The organism is Variovorax sp. Root411 (assembly GCF_001425205.1).
GTDB lineage: Bacteria > Pseudomonadota > Gammaproteobacteria > Burkholderiales > Burkholderiaceae_C > Variovorax.
In genome coordinates this window covers 696,031-720,320 of sequence record NZ_LMDW01000016.1, presented here as the reverse complement: position 1 = coordinate 720,320, position 24,290 = coordinate 696,031, and the positions used below count along the sequence as shown (strand labels likewise).

Annotated in this window: 23 protein-coding genes and 1 riboswitch; of the genes, 15 read left to right on the top strand and 8 right to left on the bottom strand. The window is 68.4% G+C overall.

The window, feature by feature from the left end; translation table 11 throughout:
* Nucleotides 1-97 precede the first annotated feature (97 nt).
* Complete coding sequence (locus tag ASC92_RS19980) at nt 98-349, top strand: TIGR04438 family Trp-rich protein (protein WP_007829747.1); 252 nt, start codon at nt 98-100, stop codon at nt 347-349.
* 113 nt (nt 350-462) lie between these two features.
* Here the strand turns inward: ASC92_RS19980 and ilvD are convergent, their stop codons facing one another.
* Complete coding sequence (ilvD, locus tag ASC92_RS19975; protein WP_056518912.1) at nt 463-2,157, bottom strand: dihydroxy-acid dehydratase; 1,695 nt, start codon at nt 2,155-2,157, stop codon at nt 463-465.
* Nucleotides 2,158-2,257: 100 nt separating this feature from the next.
* Here ilvD and ASC92_RS19970 point away from each other — a divergent pair, with 100 nt between their 5' ends.
* The 7 genes from ASC92_RS19970 (at nt 2,258) to ASC92_RS19940 (ending at nt 9,891) form a co-directional block, all read left to right on the top strand.
* Complete coding sequence (locus tag ASC92_RS19970; RefSeq protein ID WP_056518910.1) at nt 2,258-3,217, top strand: LysR family transcriptional regulator; 960 nt, start codon at nt 2,258-2,260, stop codon at nt 3,215-3,217.
* 133 nt (nt 3,218-3,350) lie between these two features.
* Entirely contained in the window at nt 3,351-4,181 is an 831-nt protein-coding gene (gene lgt / locus ASC92_RS19965; protein WP_056518908.1) for a prolipoprotein diacylglyceryl transferase, read from the top strand.
* A gap of 124 nt (nt 4,182-4,305) precedes the next feature.
* A complete protein-coding gene (locus tag ASC92_RS19960) occupies nt 4,306-4,974 on the top strand; it encodes a GntR family transcriptional regulator (RefSeq protein WP_056519164.1) in 669 nt (222 codons plus the stop codon).
* Between the two features lie 46 nt (nt 4,975-5,020).
* The gene (locus ASC92_RS19955; protein WP_056518906.1) at nt 5,021-6,487 is read left to right on the top strand and encodes a malonyl-CoA decarboxylase; all 1,467 of its coding nucleotides are present in this window, start codon (nt 5,021-5,023) and stop codon (nt 6,485-6,487) included.
* Between the two features lie 85 nt (nt 6,488-6,572).
* Nucleotides 6,573-7,559: a Bug family tripartite tricarboxylate transporter substrate binding protein gene (locus ASC92_RS19950; RefSeq protein WP_056519161.1), complete on the top strand. Its 987-nt coding sequence runs from the start codon at nt 6,573-6,575 to the stop codon at nt 7,557-7,559.
* Nucleotides 7,556-8,335, top strand: a complete 780-nt coding sequence (locus ASC92_RS19945; protein WP_056518905.1) for an enoyl-CoA hydratase/isomerase family protein — start codon at nt 7,556-7,558, stop codon at nt 8,333-8,335. Before ASC92_RS19950 ends, ASC92_RS19945 begins: the two co-directional genes overlap by 4 nt.
* A gap of 17 nt (nt 8,336-8,352) precedes the next feature.
* Nucleotides 8,353-9,891 carry a malonate--CoA ligase gene (locus ASC92_RS19940; RefSeq protein ID WP_056518904.1) on the top strand — a complete coding sequence of 513 codons (1,539 nt, stop codon included), beginning with the start codon at nt 8,353-8,355 and terminating at the stop codon, nt 9,889-9,891.
* Here ASC92_RS19940 and ASC92_RS19935 read toward each other — a convergent pair.
* Together ASC92_RS19935 and ASC92_RS19930 are read right to left on the bottom strand one after the other, a co-directional pair.
* Nucleotides 9,881-10,963 (bottom strand): phenylacetaldoxime dehydratase family protein, encoded by a 1,083-nt coding sequence (locus ASC92_RS19935; protein WP_056518902.1) that lies wholly within the window; start codon nt 10,961-10,963, stop codon nt 9,881-9,883. The two genes, ASC92_RS19940 and ASC92_RS19935, sit on opposite strands and share 11 nt — an antisense overlap.
* Before the next feature lie 17 nt (nt 10,964-10,980).
* Entirely contained in the window at nt 10,981-11,985 is a 1,005-nt protein-coding gene (locus ASC92_RS19930; protein ID WP_056518900.1) for a carbon-nitrogen hydrolase family protein, read from the bottom strand.
* A 179-nt stretch (nt 11,986-12,164) separates the two neighbouring features.
* Between ASC92_RS19930 and ASC92_RS19925 the strand changes: the two genes are divergently transcribed.
* A complete protein-coding gene (locus ASC92_RS19925) occupies nt 12,165-13,127 on the top strand; it encodes a helix-turn-helix domain-containing protein (RefSeq protein WP_056518898.1) in 963 nt (320 codons plus the stop codon).
* Nucleotides 13,128-13,139: 12 nt separating this feature from the next.
* On the opposite strand, the gene ASC92_RS19920 is transcribed toward ASC92_RS19925, so the two are convergent.
* The 5 genes from ASC92_RS19920 to ASC92_RS19900 form a co-directional block, all read right to left on the bottom strand.
* Nucleotides 13,140-13,565: a universal stress protein gene (locus ASC92_RS19920; protein WP_056518895.1), complete on the bottom strand. Its 426-nt coding sequence runs from the start codon at nt 13,563-13,565 to the stop codon at nt 13,140-13,142.
* 78 nt (nt 13,566-13,643) lie between these two features.
* Nucleotides 13,644-14,471, bottom strand: coding sequence for a sulfite exporter TauE/SafE family protein (locus ASC92_RS19915; protein WP_056518893.1), 828 nt, complete (start codon nt 14,469-14,471; stop codon nt 13,644-13,646).
* 293 nt (nt 14,472-14,764) lie between these two features.
* Complete coding sequence (locus ASC92_RS19910) at nt 14,765-15,100, bottom strand: cell division protein ZapA (protein WP_056518892.1); 336 nt, start codon at nt 15,098-15,100, stop codon at nt 14,765-14,767.
* Nucleotides 15,097-15,321: a hypothetical protein gene (locus tag ASC92_RS19905; RefSeq protein ID WP_056518890.1), complete on the bottom strand. Its 225-nt coding sequence runs from the start codon at nt 15,319-15,321 to the stop codon at nt 15,097-15,099. Before ASC92_RS19905 ends, ASC92_RS19910 begins: the two co-directional genes overlap by 4 nt.
* 103 nt (nt 15,322-15,424) lie before the next feature.
* The gene (locus tag ASC92_RS19900) at nt 15,425-17,146 is read right to left on the bottom strand and encodes a ClcB-like voltage-gated chloride channel protein (RefSeq protein WP_056518888.1); all 1,722 of its coding nucleotides are present in this window, start codon (nt 17,144-17,146) and stop codon (nt 15,425-15,427) included.
* Between the two features lie 55 nt (nt 17,147-17,201).
* Nucleotides 17,202-17,460, top strand: a riboswitch (cobalamin riboswitch).
* A gap of 87 nt (nt 17,461-17,547) precedes the next feature.
* Here ASC92_RS19900 and ASC92_RS19895 point away from each other — a divergent pair.
* From ASC92_RS19895 to ASC92_RS19870, 6 genes are read left to right on the top strand one after another with little or no spacing between them, the layout of a single operon-like run.
* Nucleotides 17,548-19,464 (top strand): TonB-dependent receptor domain-containing protein, encoded by a 1,917-nt coding sequence (locus ASC92_RS19895; RefSeq protein ID WP_056518887.1) that lies wholly within the window; start codon nt 17,548-17,550, stop codon nt 19,462-19,464.
* Nucleotides 19,449-20,858, top strand: a complete 1,410-nt coding sequence (locus tag ASC92_RS19890) for a cobyrinate a,c-diamide synthase (RefSeq protein WP_056518885.1) — start codon at nt 19,449-19,451, stop codon at nt 20,856-20,858. The genes ASC92_RS19895 and ASC92_RS19890 overlap by 16 nt, the downstream gene beginning before the upstream one ends.
* The gene (locus tag ASC92_RS19885; RefSeq protein WP_056518884.1) at nt 20,842-21,441 is read left to right on the top strand and encodes a bifunctional adenosylcobinamide kinase/adenosylcobinamide-phosphate guanylyltransferase; all 600 of its coding nucleotides are present in this window, start codon (nt 20,842-20,844) and stop codon (nt 21,439-21,441) included. The genes ASC92_RS19890 and ASC92_RS19885 overlap by 17 nt, the downstream gene beginning before the upstream one ends.
* On the top strand, nt 21,438-22,310 hold the full coding sequence (locus ASC92_RS19880; RefSeq protein ID WP_056518882.1) for an ABC transporter substrate-binding protein: 873 nt from the start codon (nt 21,438-21,440) through the stop codon (nt 22,308-22,310). Before ASC92_RS19885 ends, ASC92_RS19880 begins: the two co-directional genes overlap by 4 nt.
* On the top strand, nt 22,307-23,332 hold the full coding sequence (locus ASC92_RS19875; RefSeq protein ID WP_056518880.1) for a FecCD family ABC transporter permease: 1,026 nt from the start codon (nt 22,307-22,309) through the stop codon (nt 23,330-23,332). The genes ASC92_RS19880 and ASC92_RS19875 overlap by 4 nt, the downstream gene beginning before the upstream one ends.
* Complete coding sequence (locus ASC92_RS19870; RefSeq protein WP_056518879.1) at nt 23,329-24,111, top strand: ABC transporter ATP-binding protein; 783 nt, start codon at nt 23,329-23,331, stop codon at nt 24,109-24,111. Before ASC92_RS19875 ends, ASC92_RS19870 begins: the two co-directional genes overlap by 4 nt.
* Nucleotides 24,112-24,290 lie beyond the last annotated feature (179 nt).

Below are 24,290 nucleotides of genomic sequence, written 5' to 3'. Positions count from 1 at the left end.
TTTCGTAAGGGCTGAGTTACATTCGACTCAACGCGATTGTAGGTAGCGCCGTGCACGTCGTACGGGTGCGTGCCAATACAACCCGGAGGGATTCGCGATGTGGTTTCTGGCGCTGGGCCTGCTTGGATTGGCCCTCAAGTATTTGGAAGTGGGCATGGTCGCCGGCTGGAGCTGGTGGATCGTGCTGTCCCCGTTTGCAATGGCCGTCGCATGGTGGGCCTGGGCCGATTCGTCGGGCTATACCAAACGCAGGGTCATCGAGCGGGAAGACCGGCGCAAGCAGGATCGCATCGATCGCCAGAAGACCAACATGGGCATGAAGACCGGCAACGGGCAGCGCCGGAAGTAGGGCTCGCCCCCAAGCTGCGCGGCACTTCGTGTCCGCTTCGCCTTCCCCCTGGCGGGGGCAACACCCGAGGCCCGGCGAAGCCGGTTCCTCGGTGTTTCATGCAATAGCCCCGATCAGAACTTGTCGAGCACTGCGCCCGAACTGGCGCTGGACGCATTGAACGCGAACTTCGCCTGCACGCCGCGCGTGTAGCGCGGTGCTGGTGCCTTCCAGCCTTCGCGGCGCTTCGCGATCTCGGCTTCGGGCACGTTCAGTTCGAGCACCAGCTTGTGCGCATCGATGGTGATCGAGTCGCCTTCGTTCACGAAGGCGATGGTGCCGCCGGCGGCCGCTTCGGGCGCCACGTGGCCGACCACCATGCCCCAGGTGCCGCCCGAGAAGCGGCCGTCGGTGATCAGGCCGACGCTTTCGCCGAGGCCCGCGCCGATCAGCGCACCCGTGGGTGCCAGCATTTCCGGCATGCCCGGGCCGCCCTTGGGGCCCAGGTAACGCAGCACCATCACGTCGCCTGCCACGATCTTGCCGGCCAGGATGGCCTGCAGCGCCGATTGCTCGTCGTCGAACACGCGCGCCGGGCCGGTGATGACGGGATTCTTCAGGCCGGTGATCTTGGCGACCGCGCCTTCGGGCGACAGGTTGCCCTTAAGGATCGCGAGGTGGCCTTCGTTGTACATCGGCTTGTCGATCGGGCGGATCACGTCCTGGTCGGCGCGCGGTACATCGGGCACGTCCTTCAGCACTTCGGCGATGGTCTGGCCGCTGATGGTGATGCAATCGCCGTGCAGCAGGCCTGCGTTCAGCAGCACCTTCATCACTTGCGGAATGCCGCCCGCCTGGTGCAGGTCGACCGCGAGGTACTTGCCCGAGGGCTTCAGGTCGCACAGCACCGGCACCTTCTTGCGCATGCGCTCGAAGTCGTCGATGGTCCATTCGACCTCGGCCGCGTGCGCGATCGCCAGGAAGTGCAGCACCGCATTGGTCGAGCCGCCGGTGGCCATGATCACGGCCACTGCATTTTCGATGGCCTTCTTGGTCACGATGTCGCGCGGCTTCAGGTCTTTCTTGATGGCTTCGATCAGCACCTTGGCCGATTCCTTGGCCGAGTTGGCCTTCTCGTCGTGCGGGTTCGCCATGGTGGACGAGTAGGGCAGCGAGATGCCCAGCGCCTCGAAGGCGCTGGACATGGTGTTGGCCGTGTACATGCCGCCGCAGGAGCCGGTGCCGGGAATGGCGCGCTTCTCGATCTCGTGCAGGTCTTCGTCGCTCATGTTGCCCGCGGCGTTCTGGCCCACGGCCTCGAACACGCTCACGATGTTCAGGTCTTGCCCCTTGTAGCGGCCCGGCAGGATGGTGCCGCCATAGACGTAGATGGCCGGCACGTTGGCGCGCAGCATGCCCATCAGGCCGCCGGGCATGTTCTTGTCGCAACCGCCGACCACCAGCACACCGTCCATCCACTGGCCGCCGACGCAGGTCTCGATGCAGTCCGAGATGACCTCGCGGCTCACCAGCGAGTACTTCATGCCTTCGGTGCCCATGGCCATGCCGTCGGAAATGGTGGGCGTGCCGAACACCTGCGCGTTGCCGCCGGCTTCCTCGATGCCCGCGATGGCAGCGTCGGCCAGCTTCTGCAGGCCCGAGTTGCAGGGGGTGATGGTGCTGTGGCCGTTGGCGACGCCGACCATCGGCTTCTTGAAGTCGCTTTCCTCGTAGCCCATCGCGTAGAACATGGAGCGGTTGGGCGCACGGCTCTTGCCTTCGACGATGTTGGCGCTGCGGCGGTTGATCTGGATCGGCTTGGTGTCCATGGTGTCTCTTCTGTCGTGGGGGATCGGGGGAACCCAAGTATCGGACTTCTGATTGATTGGTTCCAATCCATTTTCGAGCACGGATTGATATGCTCGGCATATGAATGAAGCCCCGATCGACCTGCGGGCCTGGCGCCAGTTCGTTGCCGTGGCCGAGGAACTGCATTTCGGCCGCGCCGCGCTGCGGCTGCACATGACGCAGCCTCCGGTGACGCAGGCCATTGCCCAGCTCGAAAAGACGCTGGGCGTGGTGCTGTTCGACCGCACGCGGCGGCGCGTGGCGCTCACGCCCGCCGGCGAGGCCCTGCTACCCGATGTGCGCGAGCTGCTGGCGCGCGCGCAGGCGCTTCCGGCGCGGGCACGGGCGGCAGCGGCGGGGCAGGTGGGCCGGGTGCGCATCGCCTTCGTCTCGACGGTTGGCTTCGAGCAGCTGCCGGCCTGGGTGCGCGAGTTCCGCGTGCTGTGCCCGGAGGTGGCCCTCGAACTGGTCGAAGCCACCGGCGACGTGCAGCTCGAAGCCTTTGCGCGCGGCGAGATCGATGCCGGGCTGATGCTGCATTCGCCCGGCGCGGCGCCGCCCGGCCTGTCCCGCCTGCCGGTGGAGGAAGAGGCGCTGGTGCTGGCCCTGCCGGCGCAGCACCGGCTCGCCCGCGCACGGCCCGTGCCGCTGGCGGAGGTGCTGGCCGAGCCGCTGGTGATCTTTCCGCGCCGCATCGTGCCGTCGCTGCACGACGCGGTGTTCGACCTCTATCACGCAGCTGGCCGAGTGCCCCAGGTGGCACAGGAGGCGATCCAGATGCAGACCATCGTCAACCTCGTCTCGGGCGGCATCGGCGTGGCCTGGGTGCCGCACAGCGTGATGCAGTTCCGGCGCGCTGGCGTGGTCTACCGGCAGGCCGGCGAGTTCAAGGGCGTGGGCCGACGCCGCGTGGCGCTGCCGGCTTGCGAGACAAGCCTCGTGTGGCCGGCGCAGGCTGCGCACCCGGCGCTGGCGCGGTTCGTGGCGTTCGTGCGCGAGCGCACGGCGGAGGCCAAGCAGGGCGCAGGGTCCGCTCGCTGACCAGCAAATTCGCAGAACACCGCGGAACCGGCTTTGCCGGGCCGCAGCTGTTGCCCCCGGCAGGGGGAGGGCGAAGCAACACGAGGTGCGCGAAGCCTGGGGGCGAGTCATTTGCAGCGGGCACAATCCGCGGATGCTCATGTATCCGCAGATCAATCCCATCGCCTTGCAACTCGGCCCGGTGGCCATTCACTGGTACGGCCTGACCTACCTGGCGGCCTTCGCGCTGTTCTATTTTCTCGGCACGCGGCGGCTGCATCACGAGCCGTACCGCTCGCTGGTGGGCGCGGGGGCGTGGCAGCGCAAGGACATCGAGGACATTCTTTTTCTCGGCGTGATGGGCGTCATCGTCGGTGGGCGGCTGGGCTACTGCCTGTTCTACAAGCCCGAGTTCTACCTCACGCATCCGCTCGAAATCCTTTACGTGTGGCAGGGCGGCATGAGCTTCCATGGCGGGCTGCTCGGCGTGATCGGCGCAATGATCTGGTTCTCGCGTTCGCGTGCGCGGCCGTTCTGGCAGGTGATGGACTTCGTCTCGCCCTGCGTGCCAACCGGTCTTGCAGCCGGCCGCGTGGGCAACTTCATCAACGGCGAGCTGTGGGGCCGCTTCAGCAGCCCCGATCTGCCCTGGGGCATGGTGTTCCCGCAAAGCGGATCGATGCTGCCGCGCCATCCCTCGCAGGTCTACCAGTTCCTGCTGGAAGGGCTGTTGCTCTTCGCGGTGATGTGGCTCTATGCGCGCAAGGAGCGCAAGCAGGGGCAGGTGGCCGCGGTGTTCCTGATCGGCTATGGCGTGCTGCGCTTCGTGGCCGAGTACTTCCGCGAGCCCGACGACTTTCTCGGCCTGCGGGCCCTGAGCCTGAGCCAGGGGCAATGGCTCAGCGTGCCGATGGTGATCGCCGGCATCGCGCTGTGGTTCTGGTTCGGCCGCGCCAACAACAAGACCGCCACCGCGCAGGCCTGAGGTCGTTCAGCGGGAAGCTTGCAGGGTAAGTCCCAGCCGCGCAGGGCGTGCGCGGCTCTTGCGCCAAATGCTCGGCAGGCTCAGAATTACGCGTAATTACAGGAAATTACGCGATTTGATTCCCATGCGCCTGGTCCCCAACTCCCTGCACGACGAAGTTGCCGCCACGCTGCGCGAGCAGATCTTCGACGGCACGCTGGCGCCCGGCAGCTTCGTGGACGAGGTGGCGCTGTGCGAGCGGCTCTCCATCTCGCGCACCCCGTTGCGCGAGGCGCTCAAGGTGCTCACCGCCGAGGGCCTGCTGCGGCATGAGCCGCGGCGCGGCTGCTTCGTCAACGAAGTGACCGAACGCGATCTCGACGAAATCTTTCCTGTCATCGCGCTGCTCGAGGGCCGCTGCGCCTACGAGGCCGCGCGCAATGCCAGCGACGCCGAGCTGAACGAACTCGATGCGCTGCACGAGCGGCTGGTGCGCCACGCCAGGGCGCGCCGCATCAACGACTACTACGCCACCAACCACATCATTCATGAGGCGATCATCAAGCTCGCCGACAACAAGTGGCTCGCGCAGGTGATCGGCGACCTGCGCAAGATCCTCAAGCTCGCGCGGCTGCAGCAGCTGCATGCGCCGGGGCGGCTCGACCAGAGCCTGTCCGAGCACCTGGCCGTGTTCGCGGCGCTCAAGGCGCGCGACAGCGAGGGCGCCGACGCCGCCATGCGCACGCACATGACGCGCCAGCGCGAGGCGCTGCGCGAAGTCGCGCGCCAGCAAAAATCCAGGGTGATGCCGTGACCGCCGAACGCGCCATGCCCGCCCCCTCAAGCATTGGAGTGCCCCGATGAGTGCGACCGAATGGTTCCAGGCGCGGCTGCGTTCTGGCGAAAAATCCAAGGTGCCGGTGGCGTCCGAAGGCGCCGCCAAGGGCGCGTCGAAGAGCGCGCCCAAGCCCAGCGCACGTTCCACCGCCGAGCGCCTGCAGGCCACGCTGCGCAAGGCCGACGAAGCCTTGTCGCCGCGCGCGCTGCGCCGCGTGCTGGCCGACCTGCAGGCCGTGATCGATCCGCGCGTGAGCGAGGTCGAGGGCGGGCGCCGGGCCCATGCCATCGCGGACGGCTACCGCGCCGCCACACCCGAGGAGCGCCGCGACTACTGGGCCCTGATGAGCGAGCATTTCGCCGCTGACGCGCAAAAGCTCGAGATCGCCCGCAACCAGCACCAGGCCTCCGTCGGCACGCCCGACGAAGGCCAGGCCGAGCTGCGCCTGCGCCGCGCGCTGGTGTCGCCGCGCATGCGCCTGCTGCAGCGCTTCGCGGTCGAGCCCGAAGGCATGCGCTTCCTGGTCGACCTGCGCGCCGACCTGCTGCCGTGCCTGAAGGCCGACAAGCGCCTGCTCGCGCTGGACGCCGAGCTGGAGCACCTGTTCTCCACCTGGTTCGACGTGGCCTTCCTCGAACTGCGCCGCATCGACTGGGACTCGCCGGCCTCGCTGATCGAGAAGCTCATCCGCTACGAGGCGGTGCACGACATCAAGAGCTGGTCCGACGTGAAGAACCGGCTCGACGACAGCGACCGCCGCTGCTACGGCTTCTTCCATCCGCGCCTGCCCAACGAGCCGCTGATCTTCGTCGAGGTGGCGCTGGTCGACCGCATCAGCGACGGCATCACGCCGCTGCTCGATGAGGCTGCCGTGCCCGTGCTGCCGGCCAGGGCCACCACCGCCATCTTCTATTCGATCAGCAACACACAGAACGGCCTGCGCGGCGTGAGCTTCGGCGACTCGCTCATCAAGCGCGTGGTCGAGACGCTGCAGGACGAACTGCCGCGCCTGAAGACCTTCGCCACGTTGTCGCCGATCCCGGGCTTTCGCACCTGGCTCGCGAAGAACGCCGCCGACCTGCTGCCGCGCCTCGACGAGAAGCGCGAAGCCGAGCTCGGCCGCCTCGTCGGCTCGCTGCCGCCGACCGCCGATCGCCTGCTCGCCGCGGCGGACTCGGCCGCCACCTTCGACGCGAAGTCCCCGCTGCGCCAATGGCTGAGGCAGGCCGCCGCCGAATACCTCGGCCGCGCGCTGGTCGACGGCACGCCGGCCGACCCGGTCGCGCGCTTCCACCTGGGCAACGGCGCCCGCGTGGAGCGGCTGAACTGGGCCGGCGACCCGTCGCCCAAGGGGCACAAGCAGTCTTACGGGCTCATGGTCAACTATCTCTACGACCTCAAGCGCCTGGACAAACATCGCACCTGGCTGGCGGACGGCAAGGTGGCTGTATCGGGAGACATCGAAAGCCTGTACTTCAAAAAAGGCTGATGGCGTTCGCAGGCCGGTGGCAAACAATACGCCGGACACCGCATCGGGCGGCAAGATCCACAACGACAAACTGGAGATGAGACAAATGAACCCAAGCTTTCAACGCCGCGACGTCTTGCGCGCGGCTGCCGCCGGTGCGGCGGTTCTCTGCGGCGCTGCGCGAGCCCAGCAGGGCTGGCCGACGAAGCCGGTGACGATGATCGTGCCGTTCCCGGCCGGCGGCGGGACCGATGCGTTCGCACGGCCGCTCTCGGGCCAGTTCTCGCGCATCGCGGGGCAGACGCTGGTCATCGACAACCGCGGCGGGGCAGGGGGCACGCTGGGCGCGAGCATCGCCGCCAAGGCGCCGGCCGACGGCTACACGCTGTTCATGGGCGCGGTGCACCACGCGATCGCGCCGTCGATCTACCCGAAGCTCGATTACGACATCGAGAAAGACTTCGTGCCGCTGATGCTGCTGGCCAACGTGCCGCAGGTGGTGGTGATCAACCCGAAGCGCGTGCAGGCCAACACGATCCAGGAGTTCATCGCGCTGGTGAAGCGCAACCCCGGCAAGTTCAACTACGGCTCGGCGGGCTCGGGCACCTCGCACCATCTGGCGGGCGAGCTGTTCAAGCTCCAGACGGGCACCTTCATCACCCATATTCCATACCGCGGCGCGGGCCCGGCGCTGTCCGACCTGATCTCGGGCAACGTCGACCTGATGTTCGACGGCCTGGGCTCCTCGGCCCAGCACATCAAGAGCGGCCGCATCAAGGCGCTGATGGTGGCCGGCAGCAAGCGCAACCCCGCCTTCCCCGACGTGCCCTGCGCGGCCGAAGTGGGCCTGCCCGACTACACCGTCACCACGTGGTACGGGCTGTGGGCGCCCAAGGGCACGCCGGTCGAAGCACAGACGCGCGCGATCGACGACATGAAGAAGGCGCTCGCCACCGATGACCTGAAAACCATCTGGGCCCAGAACGGCTCCGAGATCCCGAACCTCACCACCACGGCCTACGGCAGCTTCGTCAATGCCGAGATCAAGCGCTGGGCCGCGGTGGTGAAGGCATCGGGCGCCAAGCTCGAATGACCGACAGCTGCATTTCGCTGCGCCGGGAAGGCGCCATCGCGGTCGTCACTTTGTCGAACCCGGGGCGCCTCAATGCCATGACGCGTGCCATGTGGCGTGAGCTGCGCGCCGTGTTCGACGGCCTCGGCAGCGACGACGATGGCGGCCTGCGCTGCGTCATCGTGCGCGGCGAGGGCGCGGCCTTCTGCGCGGGTGGCGACATTTCCGAATACCCGTCGTTCCGCTTCGAAGAGCCCAGCCTGCGCGAATTCCACGAAAACGAGGTGTGGGCCGCGCTGCAGGCCATGCTCGATTGCCCGCTGCCGCTGGTCGCGCAGATCGAGGGTGCCTGCATGGGCGCCGGCATCGAAATCGCGAGCTGCTGCGACATCCGCCTGGCCGGCGCGTCGGCGAAGTTCGGCGCACCCATTGCCAGGCTCGGTTTCCCGATGGCGCCGCGCGAAGCCGCGCTGGTGCATGGCGCCATCGGCGACGTGCTCGCGCGCGACATGCTGCTGGCCGCCGGCGTGCACGGTGCGCAGCGCCTGTACGACGCGGGCTTTTTGCTGCAGGTGCTGCCCGACAACGAAGTGGCGCTTGCAGTGCAGTCTCATGCCGCGCGCATCGCCGCGCTCGCGCCCCAGGCCGCGCGCCTGCACAAGAAGACCTTTGCCGCGCTGCGCGCCGGCGCCCCCTCGGCCCACGGCTTGCTGGCCACCGCCTACGACTACGCCGACTCCGCGGAGCACCGCGAAGGCATCGCCGCCTTTCTCGCCAAGCGCCCCCCGAATTTCTGAAGAGAAGAAACCGTCCGATGAAGAAGACCGCCAACGCCAACCTGTTCGCCGCCCTGCGCGCGGCATTCCCCGCCGACCTCGACCGCATCGCCGTCGAGACCGACAACGGCTTGTTCTACTCGTGGCGCGACATCGAGCGCGCCAGCGCCATGATCGCGAACCTGCTCGACGCGCTCCGGCTGGAGAAGGGCGCACGCATCGCGGTGCAGGTCGAGAAATCGGTCGAGGCGATGCTGCTGTACCTAGCCACGCTGCGCGCGGGCTATGTGTTCCTGCCGCTCAACACCGCCTACCAGAGCGCCGAGATCGAATACTTCATCGGCAACGCCGAGCCGGCCGTGGTGGTGTGCACCGGCCGCAATGCCTCGTGGGTGGCGCCGATTGCCACGGCAGCGGGTACGAAGCACGTCTTCACGCTGGACGACGACCGCACCGGCACGCTGCTCGAAGTAGCCGCGCAGTGCAGCGACCAACACACGGTGGCGCAGCGCAAGGCCGACGACATGGCCGCCATCCTCTACACCAGCGGCACCACGGGCCGCAGCAAGGGCGCGATGCTCACGCACGGTAACCTGCTGTCGAACGCCCGGGTGCTGAAGGACTACTGGGGCTGGACCGAAGGCGACGTGCTGATCCATGCGCTGCCCATCTTCCACGTGCACGGCCTGTTCGTGGCGCTGCATGGCGCGCTGCTCAACGGCAGCAAGATGCTGTGGTTCTCGAAATTCGAGCCGAAGCGCGTCGTCGCGAAACTGCCCGAGGCGACGGTGTTCATGGGCGTGCCCACGCTGTACGTGCGGCTGCTGGCCGAGCCGGGCCTCACGCGCGAGGCGGTGCGCAACATGCGGCTGTTCGTCGCGGGCTCGGCGCCGCTCTTGATCGAGACCTTCGACGAATGGCGCGAGCGCACCGGCCACACCATCCTCGAACGCTATGGCATGAGCGAGACGGCCATGCTCACGTCCAACCCCTACCGGGCCGAGCAGGGCGAACGCCGCGGCGGCACTGTCGGCTTTGCGCTGCCGGGCGTGCAGCTGCGCGTGCGCGACGACGGCGGCCGCAGCTGCACCACCGACGAGATCGGCAACATCGAGGTCAGCGGCCCCAACGTGTTCGCGGGCTACTGGCGCATGCCCGAGAAGACGAAGGAAGAGTTCACTGCCGACGGCTTCTTCAAGACCGGCGACGTTGGCAAGATCGATGGGCGCGGCTACATCACCATCGTCGGGCGCAGCAAGGACCTGATCATCAGCGGCGGCTACAACGTGTACCCGGCGGAGATCGAGGGCTACATCAACGAGATGGCCGGTGTTGCCGAGAGCGCCGTGGTCGGCGTGCCGCACCCCGACTTCGGCGAGGTGGGCGTGGCCATCGTCATTCCCAAGGTCGGTTCCTTGGTCGATGCCGATGCCATCGTGGCCGAGCTCAAGTCGAAGCTCGCGAACTTCAAGATCCCGAAGCGCTGCTTCGTGGTGCCGGAGCTGCCGCGCAACACGATGGGCAAGGTGCAGAAGGCGCTGCTGCGCGCCGAGCACAAGGGGCTTTTCACCGCCTGAGACTGTCCTGCGAAGCGGGCGCGAGACCGTTCATCAGCCCGCTGCGCGCGTGGCAGTTGATGTACTCGTAGCTTTGCTCGTCGGCCTTCAGCACCGACACCTCGTGGTACACGCGCAGCTGCAGCTGGAAGTTCAGCGCCTGCACATAGCGCATGAAGCTGCCGAAGATCGCGACGTGCGTGGGGTGCGACTCGGCCCAGCGCTCCATGTCGGCCAGCGAGCGCCAGTAGCTCAGGCCGAAGGATTTCTGCAGCGGCGCGCCGTGCGCGTCGAGATGGTGCATGTAGCGGTTGCTGTAGCAGCCGATGGGCAGGCCCTGGTCGCGCAGGAAGTCCATGCCTTCGCGCAGCACCGGCTCCATGTCCTGCAGGTAGAGCGTGCGCTCCTGCCCGGTGGTGTCGGTCCATTCCTGGCCCGAGCGGATCATCGCGATGTTCTCGTGGCTCGCGATGCGCACGCGCTGCCCTGGGGCCGGCGTGCCCGCGACGATGGCGCGCGCGCCGGAAGGCGCCATCGCGTCGGTCTGCGAGAGCGGAATGCGGTCGCGCATGGAGCCCCAGTAGCCGTGTTCCTGCAGCTCGCCGCTGGCTTCGCCCATGACCACGCCGACGCCCTCGAAGCGGTCGGGCGTGTTGAACATGGTCTCGAAGTGCTCGACGTGCGGGGAGGCGATCTCGCGAAAGTAGCCGAGGCCTTCCGCGAGCCGCTCTTCGGAGCGCCACCATGCATCGATCTCGGGCGTGGCGCACCAGCGGGCGAACGCCGCGGCATCGCTCCAGTAGGCGATGGCGATCATGTTGTCGAAGTCGTCGGCATCGACGTAGTGCGCCAGGTCGTGGTGGCCCGGGCCGTCGGGCAGCGCGAAGCCGCGGGCGATCTTCATCAGCGCGGCGCAGGCGCGGCCCTGCATCTCGGCGCCGCGCGACTGCACGCCGAAATAGCCCATCACGACCTGCTTGACCGCAGTCGGCGCGCGGGCCGACCACACGGGGTAGGGCGGCGTGTAGTCGTCATCCACGCGGCGGTGCCGCGTGCGGGGGCACTTCAAGTGCTCGGCAATGGCTGATTCCATGGCGCGGCTCCGTGTGTTCAGGCCGCGACCGGCTCGGTCACGCTGCTTTCAGGCTCCGGCGTGTGCTGCACCACCACGGGTTCGCGGCGCGTCTTGTTGAGCAGCAGCTGTGTGACGTCGGGCCGCGAGTAGTGGCCACTCGGGTCGGCGGCCGCTTTGGCGAGCGAGATCATGCCGAGGTCGATGTCGGCTATCACCAGGCCTTCCTCGTCCTCAGCCAGCGGCGTGCCCAGCGGCGAACCGTCGGGTGCGTAGATGCGTGCAAAGCCGCCGCCGGTGCGCAGCATCTGCTGCTTGCCCGCGTCGGTGCACATCAGCTCGCTCATGGCCTTCGACACCGTGGCGCAGGGCGCGACCACGAAGCACTGGCCCTCGGCCGCATACACCTGGCTCGCGGCATTGTTGACCTCGGGGCCCAGTGCATAGGCCGCGCCGCGGTACAGCGAGAAGCTGGGCCATGCGCCACAGTGGATCTGCTCGTTCTGCGAGTACATCGCGTACTTGCTCAGCGGCTGCAAATGCTCCCAGCACGAGAGCGATCCGATGTTGCCGAGCGGGGTGTCGACCACGGCGAGGTCCGAGCCGTCGCCTTCGCCGAACACGGTGCGTTCGACGTGCGTGGGCTTGAGCTTGCGCCGCGTCTGCGCGGTGTTGCCCTGGTCGTCGATCAGCGCCTGCGCAATGTAGAGGCTGCCCGCGGCCTTCTCGCTGTAGCCGAGCGAGACCCAGATCCTGTGCTTGCGCGCCGCCTCCCTGATGCGGTCGAACTCGGCGGAGCCGACGACCAGCGAGTTGTCGTGATAGCGCTGCACAAACTGCATGCCCCAGGCCGGCGAGTCGAGCCAGATCCACCACGGATAGCCGGGCACCCAGGTCTCGGGAAAGGCGATGAGCTGCACGCCCTGTTTCGCGGCCTGCGCCATCAGGTCGATCGTCTTGTCGATGGTGCCGTCGAGGTCGAGGAACACGGGCGCGGCCTGCACGGCGGCGACGCGCAGCTTAGGGTGAACGGTGGTCGGCATGGTGGGTCTCCAGATGCAATGAAAGTAACGAACCGCACCCCTTTCGCACGGGTTTGCGCTGTGGCATGCGGGTTGCTTGAAGCGTAAATTCGCGCCGCCGGAATGCCTTGACCCGGATTGGCGGTGTTCTTGTTCCAGCGTTGCATGTCCCTGTTGTTCAGGCTTTCCGAGGACTCCCGATGACCCAGTTGCTCAGCACCGATGCCGTCTCGCGCGACCAGCGGCTTGCCTACTGGACCGACATGATCTGCAACGTCTACGTGCAGCTCGGCTGCGATCCGGTGCGCGAAGGCGATACCGGCGATTTCGAAGGCAGCATCCGCCAGCACGCGCTGCCCGGCCTCGACGTGTCGGTCGTCACTTCGGGCCCGCAGAAGGTGATGCGCACGCCGGGGCACATCTCGCACTCCAGCGACGACTGCTTTCTCGTGAGCATCCAGGCGCGCGGCCAGGGCGTGGTGCGGCAGGACGGCCGCGACGCCGTGCTGTCGGCCGGCGACTTCGCGCTGTACGACAGCACGCGGCCCTACCAGCTGCTGTTCGACGAGTCCTTCGAGCAGATCGTGCTCAAGCTGCCCGGCGAACGCCTGCGCAGCGAGTTGCGCGACACCGAGGCGCTGACGGCCACCACCGTGTCGGGGCGCGAAGGGGCGGGGCACCTGCTGCTGGGCATGATCCACACGCTGCGCGAAGACATCGACAAGCTGCAGCCCGCCTCGGCGCTGGCGGTTGCCAATGGCGTGCAGAACATCCTCGTGGCGGGGCTGCAGACGCTGCCTGCGGCGCGTGCACCTTCGCTCAGCAACCTAGCGGCGTACCACCTCGCGCGCGTGAAGCGTCGCATCGACGAGCAACTGGCCGATCCTTCGTTGTCGGTGGGCACGCTGGCGACCGCGCTGGGCGTGTCGGTGAGCCACATCCACCGCGTGTTCAAGAGCGAGCCGCTGACGCCCGCGCAGTACATCTGGGAACGCAGGCTGGAGGCGTGCAGCCGCGACCTGCTGGAGCCGCGCCTCGCGGGTCGGCCGGTGGCGGAAATTGCATACGGCCGCGGCTTCAACGATGCGGCTCATTTCAGCCGCGCGTTCCGCGAGCGTTTCGCCTGCTCGCCGCGCGAGTGGCGGCAGCAGCGCGCGCAGTAGCGAGAGGCCGGCCTATTGGACCAGCAGCACCGTGGTGTTCGTCTCGGCGATCACCTTGGTGGCGACCGAGCCCATCAGCGCGCGGCCGAAGATGCCGTGGCCATGGGTGCCGAGCACGATCAGCCCCGCTTGCGCCGCAGCGGCCGACTTGAGGATTTCCTCGGCCACGTGGCCGTGACGCGAGTCGATCGTGTAGTTGCTCACGCCGCTCTCGGCGAACAGCGCCTTCACGGGATCGAGCACCTTGGCGCTTTCCTCGGCGTAGTAGTCCGCGACGATCTCCTTGCTCAGGTGACGCGAGACATGGCCCGAGATGCCGGTGCACACGTGCACCACCACCAGCTGATGCCCGTCCACGAACATGCCCCGGTTGGACAACAGGTAGTCGAGCGCCTTGCGGGTGTAGGCGCTGCCATCGACGGCGATGAGGATTTTCATGAGGCCGTTATACGGCGCGGCCCTGCGCGCCGCAATGGGACGTACCTCGGGCGCGAAGGGATTTTTTCGCCCGCCGGATCAGCCGTGCAGCCCCTTCCAGAGCATGTAGGCCGCCAGCAGGTACAAGATGCTCGCGAACACGCGCTTGAGCTTCTTCACCGGCAGGCTGTGCGCGGCCTTCGCGCCCAGCGGCGCGGTGAACACGCTGCAAATGGCGATCACCGCCAGCGCGGGCACCCAGATGTAGCCGAAGGAGCCCGACGGCAGGCCCTGCACCGACTGGCCGCTGACCGCATAGCCCAGCACGTTCGCCACCGCGATCGGAAAGCCCAGCGCCGCGCTGGTCGCCACCGCGTTGTGGATCGACACGTTGCACCACGTCATGAACGGCACGCTGATGAAGCCGCCGCCCGCACCCACGAGGCCCGAGATGAAGCCGATGGCACCGCCCGCCGCGAACTGGCCTCCCGTGCCGGGCATCTGGCGCGTGGCCGCCGGTTTCTTGTCGAGGAACATCTGCGTGGCCGAGAAGCCCACGAACAGCGCGAAGAAGATGGCCAGTGCCGTGCCCTTGAGCAGCGAGAACACGCCGAGGCTGCCCGCGAGGCTGCCGATGACGATGCCGGGCGCGAGCCGCCGCACGATGTCCCAGCGCACCGCGCCGCGCCTGTGGTGCGCGCGCACGCTCGACACCGATGTGAAGATGATCGTCGCCATCGAGGTCGCGATGGCCATCTTCACCGCGAGGTCGGCCGGCACGCCGCGATGGCCCATGATGATCGTGATGAACGGCACCATCAGCATGCCGCCGCCGATGCCCAGCAGGCCCGCGAGAAAACCGGTGCCGAGGCCCAGGGCGGCGAGTTCGGCGATCAGGATGGGGTCGAGCAGGGCAGCGAGGTTCACGGGAAGGTCACGCGAGGGGAGTTTGGAAAAAGCAACGGCCCCGTGCAGTGGATGCAGGGGGCCGTGGCAGGAATAGGTGTCTGCAGGTGATGTGCCGGACCCGCATCCTGAACCAGGGTTCAGGTGGGCGAGGGCAGCAGGACTTCGGGTTCATCTGACGCGAGATGATCACGCCCGTCGAGCGATGTACCAAGCCCGGCTCCGGAGAGCATTGGAACAAGGAAATATTAAGCCCGACACAGTCTGCAGACGGAGTGGATTTTACGCTTCGTCTGTCTCCCTGCGGGATTCATTCAGAGTAAATGTCCATCGCCGGCCAGGGCTTGATCGAGTCTTTGAATGAGTTGCGCGGCCTTTGGATCGGCGTCGCTGCTGTCCGTGGCGGCCGCGGTAGCGGGTGCCGCAACGGGTGCGGCCGCGGCTGCAGCCTGCTGCGCCGCCAGGTCGAACGCCAGGTTCAGCGAGGCCAGCACCGCGATGCGATCGCGGGCCTTGACTTTTCCTGCATCGCGGATCTTGCACATGGCCGCGTCCACGCGTTCGACGGCTTCGCGCAGCTGCGCCTCGCCGCCATCGGGACAGCCGAGCAGGTAGCTCTGGCCCATGATCTGTACTTCAATCTGCTTCATGCGGTGGAATCTTCGGGGGGTGGTTCAGCCGGCAACCGTTCGAGCAGGGCGTCGAGGCGCGTGCGAGCCGCGGCGAGTCGCGACTTCAGGGCGTCGCGTTCGCGCGTGAGCGCATCGACCTGCTCCTGCAGCAACGCATTGGTGCGTTGCACCTCTTCGTGACGCACGAGCAGTCGTTCAACACGCTCGGCGATCTGGTCGATGGGGCTGGAGGCGGGCATGGTTGGCGATTGTAGTTTCCCGGGGAGGCGGTCCCGCCGAGGCCGGGCGCGGCCCGTGGCGTGGTCAGGATTCTGCGGCTTCGCAGTCCGCCGATCAAACCTTTCATGGCTCGCTCAGGCGCACGTAGGTGGCGAGCAGCGCACTCTTCGCGGCCACGCCCAGCAGCACCGGGTTGGCCGCGCTCTCGATCACCGGCAGCCGCTCGCCCAGGTGATCCAGGAAGCGCTGCAGTGCTTCGCCCAGGCCGGTGTCGGCGGTCAGCGGCAGGATGGCCTGCGAGAGCAGGGCGCCGGCGGTCGTCTCGGTGGGTGCCGTGCCAAGAGCCGACAGCGGCACCACGCCGAGATAGCGGTTGTCCGCATCGACCACGTACAGGTACTTCACCGGGTGCTGCAGGAAGAGCTTGCTCATCGCCTCGCGGTCCGCTTCCGGGCCGACCACCGTTTCGGCTGGCTGCACCAGGTCGCGCATGTGCAGCCCGCGCAGGCGCATCTGCGTGTCGCGCTGTTCGTTGCGGCGCAGGGTGATCTCGTACATCGAGCCGGCATTGGCCGAGCGCGCGACGAAGTACGCGATGACGCTCGCAGCCATCAGCGGCAGCATGACCTGGTAGCTCAGCGTCATCTCGAAGATCATCAGGATCGCCATCAGCGGCGCCTGCGTCGCGCCCGCCAGGAACGCCCCCATGCCGACGATGGCATAGGCGAACGGCGCCGAGCTCGCAGCCGGCCACACCGCCTGCACCCCCTGGCCGAACAGCGCGCCCACCATGCAGCCGAAGAACAGCGCCGGCGTGAACACGCCGCCCACCGCGCCCGAACCGGCCGTGGCCAGCGTGGCGACCGCCTTGGCGGCCAGCACCATCGCGATCAGCGTCCATGGCCAGGGCGTGTGCAGCACCGCATTGACCACGCTGTAGCCGTTGCCCCAGACCTCGGGCACGGGCACAGACACCGCGCCCATCACCAGCCCGCCCAGGGCCAGCCGCCATGGCAGCGCCAGCGGCAATCGCGAGAACAGCGCGCGGCTGCCCTGCAGCGCACGCAGGAAGCCGATCGCCGCAAAGCCCAGCAGCACGCCGAGCACGCAGAACAGCACGACCTCGGCGCCATGGATCTCCGGGAACGCCGGCATCCTGTAAGGCGGCTGGTAGCCGGACAGTGCCCGCATCGCCACGTTGGCAACCACGGAAGCGATGATGATCGGCCCCACGCTCTCCATCGCGATGGAGCCCAGCACGATCTCGGCGACGAAGAAGGCGCCGGCGATGGGCGCGTTGTAGGCCGCGGTCAGGCCCGCCGCCGCGCCGCAGGCCACCAGCAGCCGCAGCCGCTCGACCGGAAAGCGGAACACCCGCCCCAGCAGCGAAGCCGCCAGCGCCGCCAGCTGTACCATCGAGCCCTCGCGCCCGATGGAGCCGCCGCTGCCGATGCTCACCAGCGACGAGGCGCTGCGCACCAGTGTCTGTGCCACCGGGATGCGTCCGTCGCCGAGCACGATAGCTTCCATGTAGTCGGAAGTGGCGCTTCGCACCGCGATGCGTTTCGCCAGCACGAGCAGCAGCCCGGCCACGAGCCCGCCTAGCGTGGGGCAGGCAATGCGCGCCCACCACGGCAGGTGCCTGGCCGTCGCCACCAGCCCTTCGCCCGGCCCGAGCACCAGATGCTCGAAGGCAAGGAGCGCCGTGCGGAAGACTTCGGTCGCCAGCGTGCCCAGCAGGCCGGCCCCGATGGACCACAGCAGCATCGACTGCCAGCCCGAGACGCCGAAGAGACGCTGCAGCGCCGAACGAAGATTCAGGAAAACCGAGGCGGGCCGCATCATGGCCGCCGATGTTAGCGGCGACCGCAACTTTCGAATTAACGAGCGGCCGGCAGGCTCTAAAATCCCGCCCGTTGGTGCCTGCGGCGTGGTTCACGCGCCGCGGTTCAACGGGAAGCAGGAGTGGAAGCCCCGACCCATCAGGTCGGAACAAGGCAGAAGCCGCCTGCGCTGCCCCCGCAACGGTCAAGCAGACGGCGCCGCAAGGCGCCAACCCCTTTCCATCGAAGCCACTGGGTGCCCTGAAACAGGTGCCTGGGAAGGCGGCAGGGGTCGTTCTGCCAGCCCGGATACCGGCCAACAAGGCGGCTGCCGCATGCGTGATAGATGCATGGGGCGGCCATGGCGCCCAGGCGCCGGCGGGGAGGCCGGCGAGGGGTATTGACGTTCGTTCGGCTCATTCCATGATTTCCCACGTTTGTTTTTCTCGCGGCCGCGCTCCTGCGCGCCGTTTCCGCCACGCCTGCCTGCCGCTGGCGCTGGCTACCGCCTTCGGCGGCCTGGCCCATGCACAGGAGGCCCCCACGCTCGGCGAAACGGTGGTCACGGCCAACCGCACGCCGCAGGCGCTGTCGGATCTGGTGGGCGACGTGTCCATCGTCGACCGGCAGACCATCGAGCGCAGCGGCGCGACCGGCGTGGCCGACGTTCTCTCGCGCCTGCCCGGCATCGAGATCTCGCGCTCGGGCGGCCTGGGCAACGCCACCAGCCTGTTTATTCGCGGTGCGGAAACGCGCTTCACGGCGGTCTACCTCGACGGCGTGCGCATCGACTCGCAATCGACCGGCGGCGCCGGCTGGGAAGGCATTCCGCTCTCGCAGATCGACCGCATCGAAGTGCTGCGCGGCCCGGCCGCCGCGGTCTACGGCTCGGATGCCATCGGCGGCGTGATCCAGCTCTTCACCAGGCGCGGCGAAGAGGGCGTGGCGCCTTACGCGGGCATCGGCTTCGGCAGCAACGGCCTGCGCAAGATCGAAGGCGGCGTGAGCGGCAAGTCGGGTCTGTTCGACTATTCGTTCGGCGTGGCGCATGAAGAAAGCAAGGGCTACAACGTGCAGCCCGCCGACAAGCGCAACGTGGTCAAGGACGGCTACACCAGCCCCGACCGCGACGGCTACACCAGCACCTCGGGCAACGTGAAGCTGGGCTTCCAGATCTCGCCCGACCAGCGTATCGATGCCACGCTGCTCACCAGCGAGATCAAGGCCGGCTACGACGCCGCCGTGTCCTACAGGACAAGGCCGCCGATCCTGTTCCGCGACGACGAGTCGACCAACACGCTGCGCACCGCGGGCCTGACCTGGTCGGCCAAGTGGAACGACGTCTACAGCACCCGCGTGCAGGTGACCGATTCGCAATCGGTCTACAAGACGCAGCCTTCGTTCTACCGCACCGAAACCAACCTGCGCGGCTACCTGTTCCAGAACGAATTCCGCTTCGGCCCGCACTTGGTGACGGCCACGCTCGAACGCCGTGAGGATGCACTCGAAAACGCACCCACCACCACATCCAAACTGCTGTCGCGCGACCGTTCGCAGGATGCGATCTCGCTCGGCTACGGCTTCGTGCAGGGCCCGCATTCGCTGCAGCTGCACGTGCGCCACGACAAGGACAGCGAGTTTGGCGGCAAGACCACCGGCAGCGCGGCCTACGGCTATGCCATCACGCCATCGCTGCGCTTCACGGCTTCTGCGGGCACGGCCTTCCGCGTGCCCACGCTGTACCAGCGCTTCAGCGAATACGGCCTGGCCACGCTCAAGCCGGAATCGAGCCGCAACGTCGAGCTGGGCCTGCAGTACACCGAAGGCGCCACGCAGGCGGGCATCGTCGTCTACAGCAGCCGCGTGCGGAACCTGATCGGGTTCGATGGAACGGCCAAGGGCTGTGCCTCCTCGTTCGGCTGCTACTCGAGCACCGCGCGCGCCCGCTACCAGGGCGTCACGCTGTCGGGCAGCCAGCGCTTCGGCGATGTCACGCTGCGCAGTTCGTTCGACTTCCAGGACCCGCGCGACCTCGCCACCCATAACCTGCTGGCCCGCCGCGCGCAACGCCACGCCACCCTGGGCGCCGACTGGCGCATTGCCGGCTGGACGCTGGGCGCCGAGGTGCAGACATCGAGCCGCCGCTACGACGATGCAGCCAACAGCGTGAAGCTGGGCGGATACACCGTGCTGAACCTGTCGGCCTCCACGCAGATCACGCGCGACCTCAACCTTGTTGCGCGCGTCGACAATGTGGGCAACAAGGACTACCAGTACGCGCGGCTTTACGCCAATGCAGGCCGCACCGCGTACGTCGGTCTCAAGTGGACGCCTCACTAAGCCAACCCTCGCCACGAAGCGCCGCCGCCGATGCCGCGGCGGCCTCGTGCGCCGCCGTGCTGGTGGCCGCCCCGGCCTCGGGGCAGGGCAAGACCACCGTCGCGGCGGCGCTCGCGCGGCTGCATGCGCGCCAGGGCCGCCGGGTGCGCGCCTTCAAGTGCGGGCCCGATTTCCTCGATCCGCATTGGCTGGCGCTGGCCACCGGTGCGCCGGTGCATTCGCTCGACCTGTGGATGACCGGCGAGGCCGATTGCCGGGCGCGCCTGCGCGCCGCAGCGGCCGAATGCGACCTGCTGATCGTCGAAGGCGTGATGGGTCTGTTCGACGGCACGCCCAGCGCGGCCGACCTGGCCGAGCGTTTCGGCCTGCCGGTGCTCGCGGTGATCGATGCGCACGCCATGGCGGGCACCTTCGGCGCGCTGGCCTACGGGCTGCAGAATTTCCGGTCCGGATTGCCATGGGCGGGCGTGCTTGCGAACCGCGTGGCCAGCGAAAGGCATGCGGGCATGCTGAAGGACGCATTGCGCGAGCCTTCGCAATGGCTGGGCGCCCTGCCGCGCGACGCGGGCTTCACGCTGCCCGAGCGGCACCTGGGCCTCGTGGCCGCCGCCGAACTCGGCGATCCGATGGCGCGGCTCGATGCGGTGGCCGATGTGCTGGCCGCCACGCCGCTCGGCCGGATGCAGGCCAGTCAGCTGCCGCAGGTGCGCTTCGAAGCGACTGAATCTGAAGAAGCCATCCCGGCGTTGCTGGCGGGGCGCACCATCGCCATCGCGCGCGATGCGGCCTTCTCGTTCATCTATCCCGCGAACCTCGACGTGCTCGCTGCGCTGGGCGCACGGCTGTCCTTTTTCTCGCCACTCGCCGGTGATGCCCTGCCGGCCTGCGACGCCGTCTGGCTGCCCGGCGGCTACCCTGAGCTGCACGCCGCAGCGCTGGCCGCCTGCGTGCCGATGCGCGAATCGCTCGCCGCGCATGCTGCATCGGGCAAGCCGGTCTGGGCCGAGTGCGGCGGCATGATGGCGCTGTTCGACGAACTGGCAATGCAAGACGATGCACAGGTCCACCGCCTCTGGGGGCTGCTGCCGGGCCGCGTGACCATGCAGAAGCGGCTCGCCGGCCTTGGCCCCCAGCAGCTCACGCTCGGCAGCGACACCTTGCGTGGCCACACCTTCCACTATTCGCGCTGCGAAACCTCGCTCGCGCCTGCCGCCCATACCGCCCGGCCCGGCGCGACGCAGGCCGTGGGCGAGCGCGGCGGTGAAGCGCTGTACGTGCTCGGCTCGGTGCGCGCGAGCTATTTTCACGCGTGGTTTGCCTCCAGTCCGCAAGCCACGGCCCGCCTTTTCGGCGCCATGCCCATCGAGTTGGAGAGCCATGCCGCAACCGAGTAAGCCGAAGACCGCCGAGCACGAATTCATCCTGGGCGGCCAGAAGAGCGGCAAGTCGCGCCGCGCCGAGCAGCGCGCCATCGACTGGCTCGCCGCCGAGCCTCGCACGCACCGCGCCGTGCTGATCGCCACCGCGCAGGCCTACGACGACGAGATGCTGGAGCGCATCGTGCGCCACCAGGCCGACCGTGCCGAGCGCGTGCCCGGCATGCACACCATCGAGGAGCCGATCGAACTCGCGCGCGCCGTCGTCACGCAGAGCTCGCCCGAGACGCTGGTTGTCGTCGACTGCCTCACACTGTGGCTCACCAACCTGCTGATGCCGATGCACTCCGAAGACGCCAGGCCCGTGACGCGCACACCAGCCACGCACGTGGCATTGCTGCTGGCCGCGCTGCGCGAGGCGCGCGGGCCGGTGGTGCTGGTCGGCAACGAGATCGGCCTGGGCGTGATTCCGCTGGGCCGCGAGACGCGCGCCTTCGTCGACGCGCTCGGCCGACTGAACCAGGACGTGGCCGCCGCCTGCGACCGCGTCACCCTGATGGCGGCCGGCCTGCCGTTGAGCCTGAAAGCGCCTGCCGCATGAAGAAGACGATCCGCATTCCACTGGCTGCGCTGGGCCTGGCCCTGTTCGCACTTGGCGCGCACGCCCTCGACGTGGTCGACGAACGCGGCGCAACCGTGAGCCTGCCGCAACCACCGCAGCGCATCGTCTCGCTGCTGCCGGCGCTGACCGAATCGGTCTGCGCGCTTGGCGCCTGCGACAGGCTGGTAGGCGTCGACCGCTACTCCAATTCGCCCGAACAGGTGAAGGCGCTGCCGCAGCTCGGCGGCGGCATCGACCCGAACGTGGAAGCCATCGTCGCGCTCAAGCCCGATGCGGTGCTGCTCGCCAAGTCGTCGCGCGTCACGCAGCGGCTCGAAGCGCTGGGCATGAAGGTGCTGGTGCTCGAACCCAAGAGCCATGCCGACGTGCAGCGCGTGCTCGACAAGCTCGATCAGGTGCTCGGCACGCACGAGGCGCCCAACGTTTGGCGCGTGATCGATGCCGGCGTGTCGGCCGCCGCGCAGTCGGTGCCTGCGAGTGCGAAGGGGCTGCGCGTGTATTTCGAAGTGAACAGCGCACCGTATGCTGCGGGCGAGACGTCGTTCATCGGCGAGACGCTCACGCGGCTCGGGGAGAAGAACATCGTGCCGGCATCGCTGGGGCCGTTTCCCAAGCTCAACCCCGAGTACGTGGTGCGCGCGAATCCCGACCTCATCATGGTCAGCGTGCGCAGTGCGCAGGGCCTGGAGCAGCGCCCCGGCTGGGCCGGCATCCGCGCGGTGCGCGAAGGCCGCATCTGCCGCTTCACTGCCGAACAGTCCGACGTGCTCGTGCGCCCCGGCCCGCGCATGGACGAGGCCGCGCGCCTGATGGCGCAGTGCCTGAGCGACAAGGGCGGCAAGCAATGAACGCGGCGCTCAGGCACACGGCCCACCTGCGGCGCGTCTTGCTGCTCGGCGCCGGCCTGCTGGTGCTCGGCGTTGCGCTGATCGTGCTGGGGCTGGGCATCGGCAGCACCGGCTTCGAAAGCTTGCTCGCGGCGCGGCACGACCCGGTGGCGCTGCAGATCGTGTGGGACATCCGCCTGCCGCGCACGCTCGGCGCATGGCTGGCCGGCGCATTGCTCGGGCTGGCAGGCGCGGTCGCGCAGGGGCTGTTCCGCAACCCGCTGGCCGATCCGTACCTGCTGGGCAGCGCCTCGGGTGCTTCGCTCGGCGTGGCGCTGGCGCTGCTGATGTTCGGCGGCTCGGTCGCCAGCACGCAGTGGGTGATGCGGCTCGGGCTCACAGGCGCGGCCTTCCTCGGTGCGGTGCTGGCGGTGATGCTCACGCTGATGCTGGCGCGGGGCGTGCAGCAGACGCTGCGGCTGCTGCTGGCCGGCGTGATCGTCGGCGTCGTGCTCGGCGCCGCGAAAGACCTCATCACCATCGCCTCGGCCGACATCCTGCAGGCCATCCAGGGCTTCATTCTCGGCAGCACCGGCCTCGTCGGTTGGAGCGCCTGCGCGGTGATGGCGATGGTCGGCGCAGCGTGCCTGCTGCTGGCCTGGGCGCTGGCGCCGGTGCTCGACGGGCTCGCGCTCGGCGAGGCCACGGCGCGCAGCCTGGGTCTGCCGCTGGGCGCGATGCGCGCGGCGCTGGTGGTGGTGCTGGCACTGGCTACTGGTGCGGCCGTGGCGCAGACCGGGTTGATTGCCTTCGTCGGCCTGGCCGCGCCGCACCTCGTGCGCTCGGTCGTCAAGACCACGCATGCGCGGCTGATCGTGCTGTCGGCGCTGATGGGTGGGTTGCTGCTGATGGCGGCCGACCTGCTGGCGCGCTGGCTGATCGCGCCGCAGGAACTGCCGGTGGGCGTGCTCACGGCCGTGTTGGGCGGCAGCTACCTGCTGTGGCTGATGCACCGGCGCGGCGCGCGGAGTGGCGTGGCATGAACAAGCAACACACACCAGCCCTCGAAGCACGCCGCGTGAGCGCCACGCTCGGCGGCGCCGAGGTGCTGCACGACATCGACCTGGCGCTGTCCGCCGCTCGCTGGACCAGCATCGTCGGCCCGAACGGCGCAGGCAAGTCGACGCTGCTCAAGGCGCTCGCGGGCCTGCTCGCGCATCGTGGCGAAGTGCGGCTCTTCGGCGAGGCACAGGGCAAGGTGCCGGCGCGCATCCGCGCCCAGCGCCTCTCATGGCTGGGCCAGAGCGGCACGGGCGAGGGCAGCGCCGACGACCTGATGGTCTACGACGTCGCCATGCTCGGCCGACTGCCGCACCAGCGCTGGCTGGCCGCCCCCAGCACGGCCGACCGCGAGGCCGTGGAGTGTGCCCTGCGCAGCACCCAGGCCTGGGACTGGCGCGACCGCCCGCTGGGCCAGCTCTCGGGCGGCGAGCGCCAGCGCGTGCTGCTGGCGCGCGCGCTCGCGGTCGAGGCCGAACTGCTGCTGATGGACGAGCCGCTCGCCAACCTCGACCCACCGCACCAGGCGGACTGGATGCAGACTGCTCGCGCGCTCGTGGCCGATGGCAAGACCGTGGTCAGCGTGCTGCACGAACTGCCGATGGCGCTGGCGGCCGACGAACTCGTCGTGATGGACCGCGGCCGCGTGGTGCACCACGGCGGCTGCAGCGAGCCCGCCACTCACACCGCGCTGGAACAGGTGTTCGACTACCGCATCCGCGTGCATCGGGTGGCGGACCAGTGGATTGCGTTGCCGATATGAAATGTGCGGTGCTTGCGGCGCGTTGTTCGGGGGCGCGCTCACGCCGATGGGGTACCTTGCTCCGCGAATGTCCCCCGCTTCGCTCCTCCTTTATTTCGCTGCGCAAGGCACCCCATCGGCGTGAGCGATGGGCGCAGCGCTTGTGCGGCCGGCACTACGGCTGCGCCCTTGTGCGAATG